Here is a 15,479-nt window from a genome sequence, read left to right on the forward strand (position 1 = left end):
CCGTGGCCAGGTACGACTCGCTGCTCGACGCGCTCGGCGACACCCCGTTGGTCGGACTGCCGCGGTTGTCGCCGGGCGACGGCGTCAGGCTGTGGGCCAAGCTGGAGGACCGTAACCCGACGGGGTCGGTGAAAGACCGTCCAGCGCTGAAGATGATCGAGGCGGCCGAGAAAAGCGGCCGCCTCACGCCGGGCTGCACGATCCTCGAGCCGACCTCGGGCAACACCGGTATCGCGCTGGCCATGGCGGCCAAGCTGAAGGGCTACGGCCTGGTCTGCGTGATGCCGGAGAACACCTCGGACGAACGCCGTCAGCTGCTGCAGGCCTACGGCGCCAGGATCGTGTTCTCGCCCGCGGCAGGCGGTTCCAACCAGGCGGTGGCCACGGCCAAGGAACTGGCCAAGCAGAACACCGACTGGGTGATGCTCTACCAGTACGGCAACGAGGACAACGTCCGCGCCCACTACGAGGGCACCGGCCCGGAGATCCTGCGCGACCTCCCGTCGGTCACGCACTTCGTGGCGGGCCTGGGAACCACCGGGACCCTGGTCGGCGTCGGCCGCTACCTGCGCGAGCACAAACCCGGCATCCAGATCATCGCCGCCGAGCCGCGGTACGGCGAGCTGGTCTACGGCCTGCGCAACCTCGACGAGGGTTTCGTGCCCGAGCTGTACGACCCGTCCGTGCTGACGAGCCGCTACTCCGTCGGCTCGTACGACGCGCTACGCCGAACCCGTCAGCTCCTGGAGACCGAGGGGATCTTCGCGGGCGTGTCGACCGGCGCGATCCTGCATGCCGCGCTCGGCGTGGCCGAAAAGGCCGCCAAAGCGGGCGAGACGGCGGACGTGGTCTTCATCGTGGCCGACGGTGGCTGGAAATACCTGTCCACCGGCGCCTACAGCGGCTCGCTCGACGAGGCCGCCGAACGTCTCGACGGCCACCTCTGGGCCTAGTGGCGCATATGCCGGGCCAGGCCTGTCACCCTGCGAAAGCAGCGGATGGCAGGCCCTGACCGGCGTTCGGGATCACGAACACCGAGCCGGACATCGGCTCACGCCGCAGGTCCGTTTCCGTCATCCCGACGCGCGCCGTCGTGATGTACAGATCCGTCAGGCCGTCACCGCCGAAACAGCACGCCGTCGTGTTGCGCGCGGGCACGATGACGGTGCTGAGCAACTTGCCGTCCGGCGTGTATCGCCGTACCTGGCCGTCGCCCCACAACGCGACCCACACACACCCGTCGGCGTCCACGCACAGGCCGTCAGGCGAGCCATCGACGTCAGCGAACGGGCGCCGCGACGAGACCGTCCCGGAGTCGAGGTCGTAGTCGAACACCTCGATCAGTCCAGTTGGCGTGTCCGCGTAGTACATCCGGGTGTTGTCCGGACTCCAGCCGATGCCGTTGCTGATGGACACCTTTTCGAGCACTGTGGTCGCCTTGCCGTTCGGCTCGACTCGCGCCAGCCACCCGCCGCCCTCCGCGGTGTCGTAGCGCATCGTGCCCGCCCACAGCCGCCCGGCCGGGTCGACGGCTGCGTCGTTCCCGCGCACGCCATCCCTGGCCCAGTAGACGAGCCACCGCTGTTCACCTGCGGGATCGACGATCGCGACCCCGTCACGAAGGTTCAGCACCAGCCCGCCGCCCATGCGCGGCTTGGCGGCGCCGACGTCCATCGGCGCGGCCATGGTCTCGTTCACGCCCGTCGACGGGTTCCACCGGTGGATCTCCGGAGCGAGGATGTCGACCCACAGCAGGGTCGAAGTCATGGCGTCCCAGGTCGGCCCCTCGCCGAGCGAGGCCTCCGCGCGCACCGCGATCTCGAAACGATCAGTCACGAACAAAGATATTCTCATTTCATGGAGCCCAGTGGATTCCCGCGGCCGGATGAGCCGTGGGGGCAGAATCCACGACCGCCCAAATCGCCTGTTCCACCGGCCAAGCGGATCATCCCGCCGCGCCCGCTGCAGGCGCTCATCGTGGTCGTGGGTTTCGTCGCGCTGCTGTGGGTGATCGAAGGAATCGACAGTGTCCTCGGCGGCAGGCTGGATCTGCACGGCATCTGGCCGCGTGAGATCGACCAGTGGGACGGCATCATCTGGGCCCCGCTGCTGCACGGCGGCTGGGACCACCTGATCGCCAACTCGGTCCCGTTCCTGGTCCTCGGCCTGCTCGCGACGGCGGGCGGAGTGGGCCAGTTCATCGGCGTCACCGCGATCATCTGGTTGTTCAGCGGCGTCGGTACGTTCCTGATCGGTGCGCCAGGCATCCACATCGGCGCCTCCGGCGTCGTTTTCGGATTCCTGACGTTCGTGCTGGTCCGCGGCCTGTTCGTGCGCAGCATCCCGCAGATCCTGATCGCCGTGGCGGTCTTCGCGGTCTACGGCTCGGTGCTGTGGGGCGTGTTGCCGAACCAGCCGGGCATCTCGTGGGAAGGCCATCTGTGCGGCGCGATCGGCGGCATCGTGGCCGCGTGGCTGGTCGGCCGGTCGCTCAAACAAGCCGCCCGGAAACCCAGTTTTCCCGGGTGAAAGCCAGGGTTTCACCTGAGCCGGGTGCCGGTGGCGCGACGTAGCCTCGAAGTGTGACCACTTTGCCTGCTGTGCCCGCCGCTTCCGGCCCGGTGAACCGGGTCGTGCCGCCGAACCCGAAACAGGCGGTGCTGGTGGTCCTCGGCTTCACCGCGTTGCTGTACCTGGTCGAACTGGCCGACGTGATCCTGCCGGTGGACCTGGACCGCTGGGGGATCCTCGCCCGCTCGTGGTCCGGCCTCGACGGCGTGATCTGGGCGCCGTTGCTGCACGACGGCTGGAGTCACCTGTTCAGCAACACGCTTCCGGTGGTGCTGTTCGGTTTCCTGGCCATGGCAGGCGGGCTGGGCCAATGGATCGCGGTCACCGTGACCATCTGGCTGGTCAGCGGATTGGGTGTGTGGCTGACCGCGCCATCCGGGGTGGTCACGGTCGGCGCTTCCGGCATCGCGTTCGGCTGGCTGGCGTTCCTGTTGGTGCGCGGCATCTTCAACCGCAGTCTCAAGCAGCTCGCGGTGGCCATCGTGTTGTTCCTGTACTGGGGAAGTACGCTGCTTGGCGTGCTTCCAGGTAACCCGCAGATCTCCTGGCAGGGCCATCTCTTCGGGGCGCTGGCCGGAGTGCTGACCGCATGGCTCACGGCGCGCGCCAACCGGGGCAAAGGCAAGGTCGAGCAGGCCGGGCCCGCAGTTGGGGAGCTGCCGGCTTGATCGCCGCGGACGCGCCTATCGGGATTTTCGACTCCGGCGTCGGTGGCCTGACAGTCGCCCGCGCGATCCGCGACCAGCTGCCCGACGAGCAACTGCGCTACGTCGGCGACACGGAGTACGCGCCGTACGGCCCGAAACCGATCGCCGAGGTACGAGCGCACGCCCTGGCCATCATGGACGGCCTCGTGGACAGCGGCGTGAAGCTGCTGGTGATCGCTTGCAATACGGCCTCGTCGGCGTGCCTACGTGACGCGCGTGAGCGCTACTCCGTCCCGGTTGTCGAGGTTGTCCTGCCTGCGGTACGGCGTGCCGTAGCGACGACCCGAACCGGTCGGGTCGGCGTGATCGGCACGATTGGCACGATCCGCTCCGAGGCGTACCAAGACGCGTTCGCCGCAGTGAATGACGTGTCCGTGACGGCCGTGCCGTGCCCGAGGTTCGCGGAGTTCGTCGAACGCGGGGTCACGTCCGGGCGCCAGGTTTTGGGCCTCGCGCAGAGTTATCTGGAGCCGTTGCAGCGCGCGGACGTCGACACGATGATCCTCGGCTGCACGCACTATCCGTTGCTGACCGGCGTGTTGCAGATCGTCATGGGCGACGGGGTCACGCAGGTGTCGTGCGCGGAGGAGACAGCCAAGGACGTGGTCCGCGCGCTCACCGAACGGGACTTGCTGCGGGAACACACCGACGAGGAACCCAGGCACGAATTTCTGGCCACCGGTCCAGTCGCACCGTTCCACCGCCTGTCGCGCCGTTTCCTTGGGCTGGAAGTGGCCGCAGTTAGGCCGTTGGTGCGAAATTGACCCATTGTTGGCACGCCCGTATGTAACGCTATGCACCGTGTTGTTGACCGTGCTGGGCTGTTCGGGCAGCGTCCCCGGACCGAACTCGCCGGCCTCGGGATACCTGATCGAGGCCGACGATTTCCTGATGTCGATGGACCTCGGCAACGGCACATTGGCCGAGCTGCATTGCTACTGCGACCCGTTCCTGCTCGGCGCGCTGTTGCTGTCGCACCTGCATCCCGACCACTGCGCGGACTTCACCGCGCTGACGGTCTTCCGGCGCTACCACCCCAAGCCATCCAAGGACCCCAGGGCGCATCGGCTGCCGGTCTACGCGCCCACCGAGGCGCCCGACAGGTTCGCCCGCGCGTACGCGCCGGACGCGGCCGAGCTGGCGACGACGGACCTGTCGGACGTCTTCGATTTCCGGATGTTGTCCGACGACACCGTCGCGATCGGCCCGTTCGAGGTGATGGCGCGGAAAGTGAACCACCCGTGTGAGGCCTACGGTTTCCGCGTCACGCACAACGGACGCAGCCTCGTCTACACCGGCGACACCGGGCCGTGTGCGGCGCTGGACGAGCTCGCCGACGGTGCCGACGTTCTGCTGGCTGAGGCGTCGTGGACGCATGCCGTGGACCGGCCGCCGGACCTGCATTTGTCCGGCAGGGAAGCCGGTGAGCTGGCCAGCCGGGCTGGCGTGCGGCGCCTGCTGATCACCCATGTGCCGCCGTGGACCGACCGCGAAGCCGTCCTCGCGGAGGCTCGTCAGGCGTACCAAGGCGACTCGCGGTTGGTCGAGCTCGGGGACACGTACACCGTCTGACGGCCATCTCGTAGGGTGGCCGGGTGGCGCGAACTGACGGCAGAAACGATGACGAGCTGAGGGAAGTCCGGATCACGCGAGGCTTCCAGAAGTGGCCGGCCGGATCGGTGATGATCGAGTTCGGCAACACCAAGGTGTTGTGCGCGGCCAGCGTCACCGAGGGCGTGCCGCGCTGGCGGATCGGCTCCGGGCTCGGCTGGGTGACCGCCGAGTACGCGATGCTCCCGTCGGCGACGAACACGCGCGGCGACCGTGAGTCGGTCAAAGGCCGTGTCGGTGGCCGGACCCACGAGATCAGCAGGCTGATCGGCCGCTCGTTGCGGGCGTGCATCGACCTGTCCGCGCTCGGCGAGAACACGATCATGATCGACTGCGACGTGATCCAAGCCGACGGCGGCACTCGGACGGCCGCTATCACCGGCGCGTACGTCGCCTTGGCCGACGCGATCACCTGGCTCGCGGCGGCTGACCGGCTCGCCGACCCGAAGCCGCTGTCGTGCGCGATCGCCGCGGTCAGCGTGGGCGTTGTCAACGGCCGCGTCCGGCTGGACCTGCCGTACGAGGAGGACTCGATCGCCGAGGTCGACATGAACGTCGTGGCGACCGACGTCGGCACCCTCGTCGAGGTGCAGGGAACGGGTGAGGGCGCCACGTTCGCCCGCTCGACCCTTGACCAAATGCTCGACCTGGCCCTTGCGGGCACCGAGAAGCTCTGCACGCTGCAGGCCGAAGCGCTTGCCCTGCCATACCCCGGCGAGCTGCCGGAGCCTTCGCCGCGCAAGAAGAAGGCGAAGTCGTGACGCGTCTGCTGCTCGCCACCCGCAACGGCAAGAAGCTGGTGGAGATGCGCCGGATCCTGGAATCGGCCGGTATCTCGGGCATCGAGGTGATCAGCCTCAACGACGTCCCCGAGTACCCGGAGGCGCCGGAGACGGGTGCGACCTTCGAGGAGAACGCGCACGCCAAGGCGATCGATGCGGTCAAGGCGACCGGCCTGCCCGCGGTGGCCGACGATTCGGGCCTTGAGGTCGACGCCCTCAACGGTATGCCCGGCGTCCTGTCCGCGCGTTGGGCCGGGTCGCACGGCGACGACTTGGCGAACCTGAACCTCGTGCTCAACCAGCTCGGTGACGTGCCCGACGAGCGCAGGGGAGCGGCCTTCGTCTGCTCGCTCGCGCTGGTCGTGCCGGGCCAGGAGGACGTCGTCGTCCGGGGCGTCTGGCCGGGCCGGATCATTCGCGAAGCCAGGGGCACCAACGGCTTCGGCTATGACCCGATCTTCGTGCCGGAGGGCGAGACCCGGAGCTCGGCCGAACTCGAGTCGGCCGAGAAGGACCGCATCTCGCACCGTGGCCGCGCGCTGGAGCTGCTGCTCCCGCACCTGCGGGCACTGGGATCCTGAACCTCGTCCGGTTGTGAAGCCAGGCTTCACAACCGGGCTATTCAGCGAAAGCTGACACGAACAGCGGGAGCAGCGCGTCCTGCAGGTCGGCGTGGGATCTTGCCGGTCCGGCCCCCGTGATCTGGTCGAACAGCAAGCCGTCGATCTGTGCCACGAGGTTGGCCGCCCGGCGCTTGTGGTCCGGCACGCTCTCCGCGAGCAGGAACTCCTCGGCCATCGTCCGGAAGTGGCCGCCGAGCCGTTCCATGGTCTCGTGCAACTGCGGCCGCCTGGTCGACTCCATCGTCAGCTCGAACCGGGCGAGCATCCGGTCACGTCCCGCGGTGGCCCAGTGCTCGATCAATCCGGCGACCCCCACGATGTCCGTCGGGTCTACCGCCGCGATCTCCGCTGTGCTCAGCTCGGCCAGCCGGTCGAGGAGGCCGGACAGCAGCGCCTCTCTGGTGCGGAAGTAGTACGACGTCGACCCTTCTGCCACGCCCGCCGCGCGATCGACGGCGCGGTGCGTAAGCCCACGCATGCCTTCGCGCGCGAGTGTCACTATCGCTGCGTCCATCAATTCAGCCCGGCGGTCGGTCACTCTACAAGTGTAGAGTCCTCTACAGATGTAGAGGAGGGGAAGCCGTGGCCAAAGCGGTGATCGCGGGTGGGGGAATCGGCGGCCTCGCGGCTGCCATCGCACTGTCCCGCGCAGGATGGGACGTCGAGGTGTTCGAGCAGGCGCCGGAACTCAGCGAGGTCGGCGCCGGGCTGACGCTGTGGCCGAACGCGTTGCGCGCGCTCGACCACATCGGCCTCGGCGACCGGATCCGCGACATCGGGCTGTTCGCCGCGAGCGGCGGGATCATGGATCCCCGCGGCACCTGGCTGGTCCACACGGACACCTCGGAGCTGGACCGCCGATACGGCCCGGCCGTGGCGCTGCATCGCGCCGACTTGCACACCGCTTTGGCCGAGGCTGTGCCGCCCGGGGTGCTGCGGGCAGGAACGCGGATCACCGGCGCCCGGCTCGACGGATCCCAAGTGGTCGTCGCGCACAGCCAAGGCGAAACACCTGCTGATTTGCTGGTCGGTGCCGACGGCGTCCGAAGCGCGGTCCGCGCTCAGTTCTGGCCTGGCAATGATCCTGTCTACTTCGGCGCCACGGCATGGCGGACGGTGCTGGACCGGCCCGGGCAGCGGCTGGACGTGGCGGGCGCGTACATCGGCCGTGGCGAGGAGTTCGGAGTCGTCCCGCTGCCCAAGGACCAGGTGTACGTCTTCGCGGGCGCGGTCGCCCCGGCCGGGCAGACGAGCCAGGACGGCGAACTGGCCGAACTGCGTCGCAGGTTCGACGGGTGGGCCGACCCGATCCCGCAGCTGCTCAGCGAGGCGGCACCGGAGAAGATCCTCCGGCACGACCTGTCGTACCTGCCCAAGCTCAAGTCCTACGTGCACGGGCCCGTGGTGCTGCTCGGCGACGCCGCACACGCGATGACCCCGAACATCGGGCAAGGTGCGTGCCAGGCACTGGAAGACGCCGTAACGCTCGGTGCCGTCGCTCGCGGCCAGAACCTCGCCGGGGCCCTGGCGCACTACGACAGTCTGCGCCTGCGCCGGACCCAGTCGGTCGCCGCGAGGTCGAGGCAAGCAGGCAGGCTCGGCATGACGACCTCGCCTGCCATGGCCGCAGTCCGCAACGCACTGATGAAACTGACGCCTGCCTCGGTGATGTTGCGGTCTCTTAGCCAGATGTACAACTGGTCACCACCTTGTACAACGTGACTGACCTGGGGTTATTGCTGGATTAGCGGCGCGATGGCCACGGCGGCCTCGCTGACCGAGTCGGCCGCGACGTCGATCGTCTGCCGCGGGGGATGCTCGGTCAGCAGGATCATCAAGTACCGCCAGGCGCCGCCTTCGCCAGCGCCGATCAGGCCGGTGCTGTGGGCGGACACCGCCGCGGCGTTGTTGGTCCACGCCTGTTTGATGGCCCACGAGGTTTTTCTGAACGCGGAGGGGATACCGAAGTACTGGAAGAAATGGTCGGACCCGTGCTCGGCCGCGTTGGCCATCGCGCGGATCATGGTCTCCCTGATTTCCTCCGGAGCCTTGGTGAGGATGTACTTGTAGATCAGGACCAAGTCATGCGCGGTGATCAGGGTGTCGCCCCACTGGCCAGGCCGTGTCCTTGGCGGTTGGGTCCCGTCGAGCTGCAACAGCTGGCTCATCCGGCCGATGATGGCCCGGCCCCCGCCGCCTGCCACCCACAGCTCGCTGCAGATTGTGTCGTCACTGAACACGAGCATCGTGGCGACCTGCTGGGACTTCAGCTCGTCACCGGGAGCGCGCAGCAGCGTGTCCAGCCCGACCAGCAGTTTGACCAGTGAACCGGCGTAGAACTGCCGGTCGGCGTTCTCGGAGATCGTCTCGGTGTCGGAATCGAGGTCAAGGACCACAGCGGCCGCGGTGGCGTTCGCGGACACCCCCCTGACCACCTGCTGCACGTCGATGGTGCTGACCTTCCCCCTGACCGCGGGCGGGCTGCTCGGTGGTGGCTGAGTCCATTCCGCCGGTGGTGGCCCGGTCTGCACGGGGATTTCTTCCATGAGCTCAGGGCTTCGCTGGGTGGTGGCACACCCGATGAGCCCGAGCACGGCGGCTGTCACTGTGGCAGCCGCGACCGTCCAAAGTGTCCGCGTCATGCCCCGGAAACGCCCAGGGAATGTCCGCAGGTTGATGGCCGTAAGGCTCAACCTTTGCGCAGGTCAGCGCGTTAACGCGGGTCGTGGCCGCAAGGTTGAGCCAGCGGAAGGAAAATTCCTAAACGCCCAGGTCGCGACGCAGTTTGGCCACGTGGCCAGTCGCCTTGACGTTGTAGCCTGCCTTCGAAATTTTTCCGTCGCCGTCCACGATGAACGTGGACCGGATCACGCCCATCACGGTCCGGCCGTAGTTCTGCTTCTCGCCGAACGTCGCCCACTTGGTCATCACGGAGCGGTCCTCGTCGGACAGCAGCGGGAAGTTCAGTCCCTCCGCCTCGACGAACTTGGCCAGCTTGGCCGGGCTGTCTGGCGAGATACCGACGACGTCGAAACCGGCGTCGTTCAGCTCGGCCAGGTTGTCCCTGAAGTCGCACGCCTGCTTGGTGCAGCCCGGCGTGCCCGCGGCGGGGTAGAAGTAGACGACAACCGACCGGCCACGGTAGTCCGAAAGCGACACCGGCTTGCCGGTGCTGTCGGGAAGGGTGAAATCGGGCGCCGGGTCGCCGACGGCCAGCCTCTTCTGCTCGCTCATAGCCGCAGAACCTACCCGGCTCAGACGGTGCCCCCGAACTCGGCGCGGTCACTGGCTGTGGCGATGTCCGGCTGGACGATGACCCGCAGATCCGTCTCCTCGACCGGCACGGCGAACGCGAAGGTCAGCCGGATGCTCTTGCCTGGCGGCACATCGATGTCGGCGCTGACGTTGCCCGCGTACCCCTGAGCCTTGTCCACCACAGGAACAACCGCGTTGCCGTCTGGGTCGGTCGCCCTCACCACGAGCTGCGTCGGCCGATACGACCTCGTGCCCTGGTTCTCCACGGCGACCTCGAACGCGGCCGCGCGCGGCGCACGTGGATACGCGGTTTCCCCCGGCACGAACGATTTCGGGGCCAGCACAGTGACCATGAGGGACTCACCAGCTGACCGGCGTTCGCCGAACTTGGCCGGCCGATCGGCGATGGCGACAGGTGGCGCGATCATCCGGGAGGGTGCGGCGACGGGGGCGACCCCGGTCGCGGACGCGCTGCTCATGACACCCGCGTCGCACCCGGTCACCAACGCGCCGAACACGCACGCGGCGATCGCCAGGCGGACGGGTTTCACGGTTCCTGCTTTCGGCCTGTGGGGAGAGGAGGCGTGTGACTCCCACAGAGTGGGGCCTGGCGCGCCAAATACCCACAGTGATGCGTGTGTCGAGTCGGAGCTGGTGTCGTGATGTGGCCAAGCCGTAACCGAAGAGGCACCTGGAGTGACCGTGGCCACCCGGTGGCCTGGTCAGGCGGCCATCGCGAAGAAGACGACGAAAAGGCCGACCGTGATCAGCCACGAGGCGATCAACCAGCCGAAATCACGCCATGGCGACACCGGTTGGTTGTCCTCACCAGGGACGTAGACGCCGCGCGCCTCGAACCAGTCGACCACGCGAAGCGCTCGCCGCAGCGGCTCGAGTCCCCGCATGGATCCGCCCTCCCGTACACCGACCTTTCGACATCGTGTCAGTTTGTCCGGAAGGGTCAAGTCACCGGGTGGCGAATTACCGGGTCAGACGGGTGGGGTGAAGCCCTCGATCCAGCCGGGGTCGGCCGACTCGCCGCAGACCGGGCACGGTCGTTCGACCATCACGCCCGGTGCGATCTCGTGGTAGATCGACCCTTGGCCGGGCACGGTCATCGGCCGCAGCACCGCCATCTCGTCCTCGTCCTCAAGGCGGATGTGGGTGACCTGGCGGCACCCGTGACAGACCGAACGCTGTGGCAGTGACCCAGGCGTCGTCATGCGTCCAACGTACCGGTGCTCACCAGACGTCGCCGGGGCGCCAGTCGCACACGATCTCGCCCGACAGGTCCAGGGAAACGGCCACCGGCAGGACGTAGATGCTGCCGTCGTCGTCCTCGGTCCGCTCGATCCCACCGGGTGCGAGGACGGCCGACGGGCCCTTCCACAGTTGCCACCCGCGCGCTTCGTAGAGCCCTTGGCCTTCCTCGCTCGTGCTCAACGCGCCGAGGTCGAAACCGCCGCGGACGATCCGTTCGAGCGCGGCCATGATCGCTCCGCCATGGCCGCGGCGTTGGTGGTCCGGATGGACGGCCATCGCTTCCACGTAGCCTGCTCGCAGCGGACGGCCGTCGATGATCAGCCTTCGCTGCCCGACGGCGCCGTGCGCGATCAGGTCCTCGCCATCCCACAGCAGAGCGTGCATGCCGCCGAGGGCGTGGTCCCAATCGTCGTCAGAGAACTCACCGTCGAACGCGGTTGCCATGAGCGCTCGGGCTGCGGCTAGAGCTGACGCGTCCAGGTCGGCTGTGTGGGCCATTCGCAGCTGTGTCACGTGGCTCATTGTGGTGGCGCGGGAACGCGGCCACCTCCGATTTTCTGCCATCCGAGCAGGCTGAACGACTCATTGGCCCGGTACGCCCTGATGCCTGCCGCGGGGGTACTCGATCATGTCGGCCGGTAGGTCGTCGAGGCCGAACCAGCCGAGTTCGGAGCACTTCGACGGCTCCCGGTTGACCGGTTCGCCGACCCAGCGGAACGTCTCGAAGAACAACCCGACCCGTGGCTCGATCCCATAGCCAGTCGCGTGCGACGTGTGGACGTGTCTGAGGTCGCCGGGCTCGATCCGCACACCGACCTCCTCCTCGGCCTCACGCACGGCCGCGTCGAGCACGGACTCGCCCGCGTCGAGCTTGCCGGACGGCAGATGCCACTGGCCGTCGAACTGGGGCAGCGGGTCACGGCGGCGGCTGAGCAGCAGCTCGCCGTCTCGGACAAGAAGCAGGTGGACATCCACGATATGCCGGTCGGTCATCGCGCCAGAATGCTACGGCCTACCCTGCCGTACGTCATACGGTACACTGTACGGTACGAATGAAAGGCAGGGGAATGACCGAACTTCCAGCAGCTGTCGTCGCCAGCGGTGCCTTCGAGCCGACGGCGGAGGACATCGCCAGCGTCGAAGCGTGGTTCGCCGAGTACGACGGCCACGCGACGAACGCGGACGTCGAGCGGATGGCGGACATGGCGATGTTCCCGCTCAACGTCGTCAGCGACAGCGACGAGTCCGGCGACGGCGGCGCGGCTCAGCAAACGCGCCAGCAGTTCGTCGAGGGCATGTCCCAGGTCATGGGGGAGCCGGGCGAAGTGAAGATGAAGATGGAGTCACGCCGCACGCCGATCTTCCTCACCAGGCAACTCGTCCTCGTGATCAGCGACGCGACCTTCACGACCCTTGGAATGAGCCAGCGGGTCCGGTACGCCGACGTACTGGTCAAGCGGGACGGCAAGTGGTTCTTCCAGACGATGGTCCAAGGCGGCTGGGGCGATCAGCTGGCTGGCTGACACCGGAATCCATCCTGTCCGTCCACAGTGACACGCGCGACGGCACGCTGCTCGTGGTCAGTCCGGTCCGAGCGGCGGGCCCGGGGTATGGCGACAGGCAACGCGAATAGCGCGCCAGGTTTCGTAAGGGGTGGCCAGAACCGCAGTACTGTCGCCCGTGCAGCGCGGCACGCATTCGGGCGGGGTGATGGGATTTTTGGCTGTCGATAATGGACAGTCGGGCATGCCGGAAAGATCGAATCAATTCGCCGCGGTGTCGGCGGAGCCGGTGTCGCGCAAGATGTATGCCATGTCCATTTCGGTGCCGGAGATCTTGCCGTCGGTCATCAGGATGGCCCGCTTGCCGAGGCCCGCGGCGTCGAGGCGCAGGCTGATCTCGTAGGCCAGACTGGCATATTGCCGGTTGGTGAAATCACCGAGTACTCGGATAGTCAGGTCTCGAAAGGTCATGCGTTGACCCTTGCGCGCCCTCGCGTGTCGCACAAGTCGCCCGATCGGGCCGCTTTTGCTGATAGGTAAACGAATACGGAGTGTCCAAAAGCGAATTAGAGATCACGAATATGTCGGCGTGAGTCCGAACTGGAGAGTTGCTCCGGCTGCAACGGAATTGCAATGCCGCTGTGCAGACTGGCACTGCTCACCACGTTGTCGCAGCGGTCGTCGCTGCTCATCGGATCCCTGAGGAGTCGCACCGCGATGCATGTCAAGCGCCGTCCTGTGCTGTCCCACGTTCGTGTGATCGCTCCACTCCTGGTCGCAGTTTTGGGCCTGTCCGCGTGCAACTCGTCCACGAGCGGCGCGCCCGCCTCCGGTTCGGGCTCAGGAGGCGTGGCCCAAGAGGCCACAAAGGACAAGGTGCTGTTCGAGAACGACTTCGAGGGCCTCTGCTCGGGCGCTCCGCAGGCGGGCGCGGCGGCGTACGACAAGACGCAGAGCGGAATCCACCCGGTGCTTGGCTTCTCGCCGCTGTCGACCCGGTCGGACGCGAGCCGCCTGAGCAAGCTGGACGTTCCGGAAGGCTTCACCCGTCAGTGGAAGGACGGCCAGAACACGCTCGCCGAGATCCAGTTGGTGGTGTGCGCGAAGCGGACCAAAGACACGGTCGGCAAGAAGTGCGACGGCTACAAGAAGGACGGCAAGGACACCGGCCAGGTCCTGACCCTGCACAACGCGACCTTCGAAGTGACGCTGTACGCGGCGAAAACCGGCGAGCAGGTGGCAACGAAGACGATCGACCTGAAAGAGACGGAGTGCCCCCTGATCGCCTTCGGAGATCAGACCGACGAGTACCCAGACCCGAAGGAAGCCGTCCTGGAGTTCATTCAGCCCTATGTGAAGACGTCCTGAACAACCCCCTGTCGACATTGCGAGCCGCGACAACGCTGGTTCGGCAGGAGCTCGCACTATGGGGGCCTCGGCCCCCAAGATGATGACGGGGTGACCCGGCGAGCCGAGTCACCCCGAATTCCGTAGTCCTGACGGAGCACCTTTCGAACGGTCAATTCACCCAAAAGGTACGAACGTTACTTGATCTTAAACTACCGGTCCCGAAGCCTACACGAGCATGTTCTCTGTGCCAGTGCAGGTGCGGGCAAGAGGTTTTCATGGGGCGCAAGTTCGTCAACCAGGAACACCAGAACGTATGGCTAAGCCGTGAGCGGTTCCTTGGGAAGAACGGGAGCTGACAGAGCCGCGAGAGTAGGACTCTCCGACAATCTGCAGGTCCCTCTGGTCTAGACACCCACCAGCCTGACAACACGATGGGGCATTGTCCGGGCGTTAAACATTGGCCTTCAGCCAGTTGGTAACCTGCACAGACAGGTTAGCTGTTGTTCCTCATAGTTTGTACTTGTCACGACGTTTTTGAAATGCTTCCGCTCCGCCGTCGAGTATCTCGCACGTGTGCTCGCGAATGCCGCACGACTCCAGTACATATTGTCCATTCTCTGTCTTTCGGGAGCTGTGTTCCAGCGACCCGCACAGATAGTCGAATGTGCGACCGTCTCGATTCCTTCGGTCGTCACCGTTCCGGTTGGCGACGATGATTTGCTCCGAGTCAGCACCGACCACGAGGTTAGCGTTGTGACTCACCATGAGGATTTGTCGCTCTGTCTTTCTTTTAACCAAGTAAGGGACAATGTGATCATAGATCGATCTACTATCCAGATCGTCTTCTGGCTGATCAATAAGCAAGGGCCAAGCCTCTTCGCTTTCGTCCAGAATCAATGTAAGAGCGAATAGGGCCTGTTTGCCTGGCGTCATAGACGACCGCCTAAAACCCCCGATGCGATCATCGTCAAGCATGGCAAAAAATCGAATTTCTGGCGTCGCAGTAAGGATGTCCCCAGCCAGGTTTGACAAGTTCGCGCCCTGTTTTACTTTTTGACTGCCCGACGCAAGGCTTTGCAGGAATTGAGCCGGAAGTTCCTGAACGGTATCTACTTGGACGGTTTGTTTCTCTCGGCTCACATAAATACTCGTATCGCGGAGGTTCAGCTGCTGAGACACTGCCTTCAAGGTATCTTCGGTCAGCTCTGCTTCAAGTCCGAACGAGATACCATCATCAAATTCGGTCATTGCGCTCTCAAAAGCGGCTTGCAAGTCTTTGATGCATTGCGCTCGCTTGGCTAGCTCCTCCACGATTACCTCTGTTCGCGCACTCTGTTCTTCCTCTAGCTTTGTTATGCGCTCTTCGCTTGTTGAAATTGCCAACAGCAAATCTTCTTGCTTTTTTTGGTCTTGCAGAAGTGAATCGAGTTCTGTGTTAGCTTTGTTTTTCTCAATCAAAGATTTGTTCTGCTCACGAAGGGTCTTAGAATCTTCTTCGTGCGCTAGCTTCTCCTGGTCTAGTCCGCGCTGATAATCAACTATCTGCTGCTTAACCTGATTAGTAAGCGCGCTATGGCTTTGCAGAACTAAGTCGGCAGCTTTCTCCCGCAGGTTTCCAGGCAACTCCGTCAATGGTGGCGATATCTGGATATCGACGCTTACGTTTTCGCGTACAATGAGGTAATCTCACCAAGATTCTGGTTCGTTTGTTGAGCCGCGAAGCTGCTCGGACGAGCGCTGGTCGATGTGCTGGGGAGTGGTGAGACCCGGGGAAAGATGGGCGGGGAGCCCTTGGTAGAACTGGATTGCGAAGAT

The 15,479-nt window shown here is 65.5% G+C and carries 20 protein-coding genes and 1 pseudogene; 10 read left to right on the forward strand and 11 right to left on the reverse strand.

The window, feature by feature from the left end:
* Nucleotides 1-2 precede the first annotated feature (2 nt).
* Nucleotides 3-953: a PLP-dependent cysteine synthase family protein gene (locus LWC34_RS27565; protein ID WP_233728020.1), complete on the forward strand. Its 951-nt coding sequence runs from the start codon at nucleotides 3-5 to the stop codon at nucleotides 951-953.
* Between the two features lie 25 nt (nucleotides 954-978).
* Here the strand turns inward: LWC34_RS27565 and LWC34_RS27570 are convergent, their stop codons facing one another.
* Complete coding sequence (locus LWC34_RS27570) at nucleotides 979-1,836, reverse strand: SMP-30/gluconolactonase/LRE family protein (protein WP_233728021.1); 858 nt, start codon at nucleotides 1,834-1,836, stop codon at nucleotides 979-981.
* A 21-nt stretch (nucleotides 1,837-1,857) separates the two neighbouring features.
* On the opposite strand from LWC34_RS27570, the gene LWC34_RS27575 reads away from it, so the two are divergent.
* The 6 genes from LWC34_RS27575 to rdgB are packed head-to-tail and all read left to right on the forward strand — an operon-like array spanning nucleotide 1,858 to nucleotide 6,252.
* Complete coding sequence (locus LWC34_RS27575) at nucleotides 1,858-2,529, forward strand: rhomboid family intramembrane serine protease (RefSeq protein WP_233728022.1); 672 nt, start codon at nucleotides 1,858-1,860, stop codon at nucleotides 2,527-2,529.
* 53 nt (nucleotides 2,530-2,582) lie between these two features.
* Nucleotides 2,583-3,239, forward strand: coding sequence for a rhomboid family intramembrane serine protease (locus LWC34_RS27580; protein WP_233728023.1), 657 nt, complete (start codon nucleotides 2,583-2,585; stop codon nucleotides 3,237-3,239).
* On the forward strand, nucleotides 3,236-4,042 hold the full coding sequence (gene murI / locus LWC34_RS27585; RefSeq protein WP_233728024.1) for a glutamate racemase: 807 nt from the start codon (nucleotides 3,236-3,238) through the stop codon (nucleotides 4,040-4,042). Before LWC34_RS27580 ends, murI begins: the two co-directional genes overlap by 4 nt.
* A gap of 37 nt (nucleotides 4,043-4,079) precedes the next feature.
* Nucleotides 4,080-4,850, forward strand: coding sequence for an MBL fold metallo-hydrolase (locus LWC34_RS27590; RefSeq protein ID WP_233728025.1), 771 nt, complete (start codon nucleotides 4,080-4,082; stop codon nucleotides 4,848-4,850).
* Nucleotides 4,851-4,873: 23 nt separating this feature from the next.
* Nucleotides 4,874-5,650: a ribonuclease PH gene (gene rph, locus LWC34_RS27595; protein ID WP_233728026.1), complete on the forward strand. Its 777-nt coding sequence runs from the start codon at nucleotides 4,874-4,876 to the stop codon at nucleotides 5,648-5,650.
* Entirely contained in the window at nucleotides 5,647-6,252 is a 606-nt protein-coding gene (rdgB, locus tag LWC34_RS27600; RefSeq protein WP_233728027.1) for an RdgB/HAM1 family non-canonical purine NTP pyrophosphatase, read from the forward strand. The genes rph and rdgB overlap by 4 nt, the downstream gene beginning before the upstream one ends.
* 37 nt (nucleotides 6,253-6,289) lie before the next feature.
* On the opposite strand, the gene LWC34_RS27605 is transcribed toward rdgB, so the two are convergent.
* Nucleotides 6,290-6,832 (reverse strand): TetR/AcrR family transcriptional regulator, encoded by a 543-nt coding sequence (locus LWC34_RS27605; protein ID WP_233728028.1) that lies wholly within the window; start codon nucleotides 6,830-6,832, stop codon nucleotides 6,290-6,292.
* 44 nt (nucleotides 6,833-6,876) lie between these two features.
* On the opposite strand from LWC34_RS27605, the gene LWC34_RS27610 reads away from it, so the two are divergent.
* The gene (locus tag LWC34_RS27610; RefSeq protein ID WP_233728029.1) at nucleotides 6,877-8,016 is read left to right on the forward strand and encodes an FAD-dependent monooxygenase; all 1,140 of its coding nucleotides are present in this window, start codon (nucleotides 6,877-6,879) and stop codon (nucleotides 8,014-8,016) included.
* Nucleotides 8,017-8,027: 11 nt separating this feature from the next.
* Here LWC34_RS27610 and LWC34_RS27615 read toward each other — a convergent pair whose 3' ends face one another.
* The 7 genes and pseudogenes from LWC34_RS27615 to LWC34_RS27645 form a co-directional block, all read right to left on the reverse strand.
* Nucleotides 8,028-8,936 carry a serine hydrolase gene (locus tag LWC34_RS27615; protein WP_233728030.1) on the reverse strand — a complete coding sequence of 303 codons (909 nt, stop codon included), beginning with the start codon at nucleotides 8,934-8,936 and terminating at the stop codon, nucleotides 8,028-8,030.
* Nucleotides 8,937-9,054: 118 nt separating this feature from the next.
* Nucleotides 9,055-9,528, reverse strand: coding sequence for a thioredoxin-dependent thiol peroxidase (gene bcp / locus LWC34_RS27620; RefSeq protein WP_233728031.1), 474 nt, complete (start codon nucleotides 9,526-9,528; stop codon nucleotides 9,055-9,057).
* A 20-nt stretch (nucleotides 9,529-9,548) separates the two neighbouring features.
* On the reverse strand, nucleotides 9,549-10,100 hold the full coding sequence (locus tag LWC34_RS27625; protein WP_233728032.1) for a hypothetical protein: 552 nt from the start codon (nucleotides 10,098-10,100) through the stop codon (nucleotides 9,549-9,551).
* Between the two features lie 171 nt (nucleotides 10,101-10,271).
* The gene (locus LWC34_RS27630) at nucleotides 10,272-10,454 is read right to left on the reverse strand and encodes a hypothetical protein (protein ID WP_233728033.1); all 183 of its coding nucleotides are present in this window, start codon (nucleotides 10,452-10,454) and stop codon (nucleotides 10,272-10,274) included.
* 84 nt (nucleotides 10,455-10,538) lie between these two features.
* Entirely contained in the window at nucleotides 10,539-10,772 is a 234-nt protein-coding gene (locus LWC34_RS27635) for a hypothetical protein (RefSeq protein ID WP_233728034.1), read from the reverse strand.
* A 19-nt stretch (nucleotides 10,773-10,791) separates the two neighbouring features.
* On the reverse strand, nucleotides 10,792-11,376 hold the full coding sequence (locus LWC34_RS27640; protein WP_372496591.1) for a GNAT family N-acetyltransferase: 585 nt from the start codon (nucleotides 11,374-11,376) through the stop codon (nucleotides 10,792-10,794).
* Nucleotides 11,331-11,805 (reverse strand): annotated as a pseudogene (locus LWC34_RS27645) (NUDIX hydrolase). Before LWC34_RS27645 ends, LWC34_RS27640 begins: the two are co-directional and overlap by 46 nt.
* Nucleotides 11,806-11,879: 74 nt before the next feature.
* Between LWC34_RS27645 and LWC34_RS27650 the strand changes: the two are divergent.
* Nucleotides 11,880-12,335 carry a nuclear transport factor 2 family protein gene (locus LWC34_RS27650; protein ID WP_233728036.1) on the forward strand — a complete coding sequence of 152 codons (456 nt, stop codon included), beginning with the start codon at nucleotides 11,880-11,882 and terminating at the stop codon, nucleotides 12,333-12,335.
* 240 nt (nucleotides 12,336-12,575) lie between these two features.
* On the opposite strand, the gene LWC34_RS27655 is transcribed toward LWC34_RS27650, so the two are convergent.
* The gene (locus LWC34_RS27655) at nucleotides 12,576-12,785 is read right to left on the reverse strand and encodes a hypothetical protein (protein ID WP_233728037.1); all 210 of its coding nucleotides are present in this window, start codon (nucleotides 12,783-12,785) and stop codon (nucleotides 12,576-12,578) included.
* 162 nt (nucleotides 12,786-12,947) lie between these two features.
* Between LWC34_RS27655 and LWC34_RS27660 the strand changes: the two genes are divergently transcribed.
* Nucleotides 12,948-13,682, forward strand: a complete 735-nt coding sequence (locus LWC34_RS27660) for a hypothetical protein (RefSeq protein ID WP_233728038.1) — start codon at nucleotides 12,948-12,950, stop codon at nucleotides 13,680-13,682.
* 489 nt (nucleotides 13,683-14,171) lie between these two features.
* Here LWC34_RS27660 and LWC34_RS27665 read toward each other — a convergent pair whose 3' ends face one another.
* Nucleotides 14,172-15,287, reverse strand: coding sequence for a hypothetical protein (locus tag LWC34_RS27665; RefSeq protein WP_233728039.1), 1,116 nt, complete (start codon nucleotides 15,285-15,287; stop codon nucleotides 14,172-14,174).
* Nucleotides 15,288-15,479 lie beyond the last annotated feature (192 nt).

This window comes from Kibdelosporangium philippinense (assembly GCF_021390435.2).
Lineage (GTDB): Bacteria > Actinomycetota > Actinomycetes > Mycobacteriales > Pseudonocardiaceae > Kibdelosporangium > Kibdelosporangium philippinense.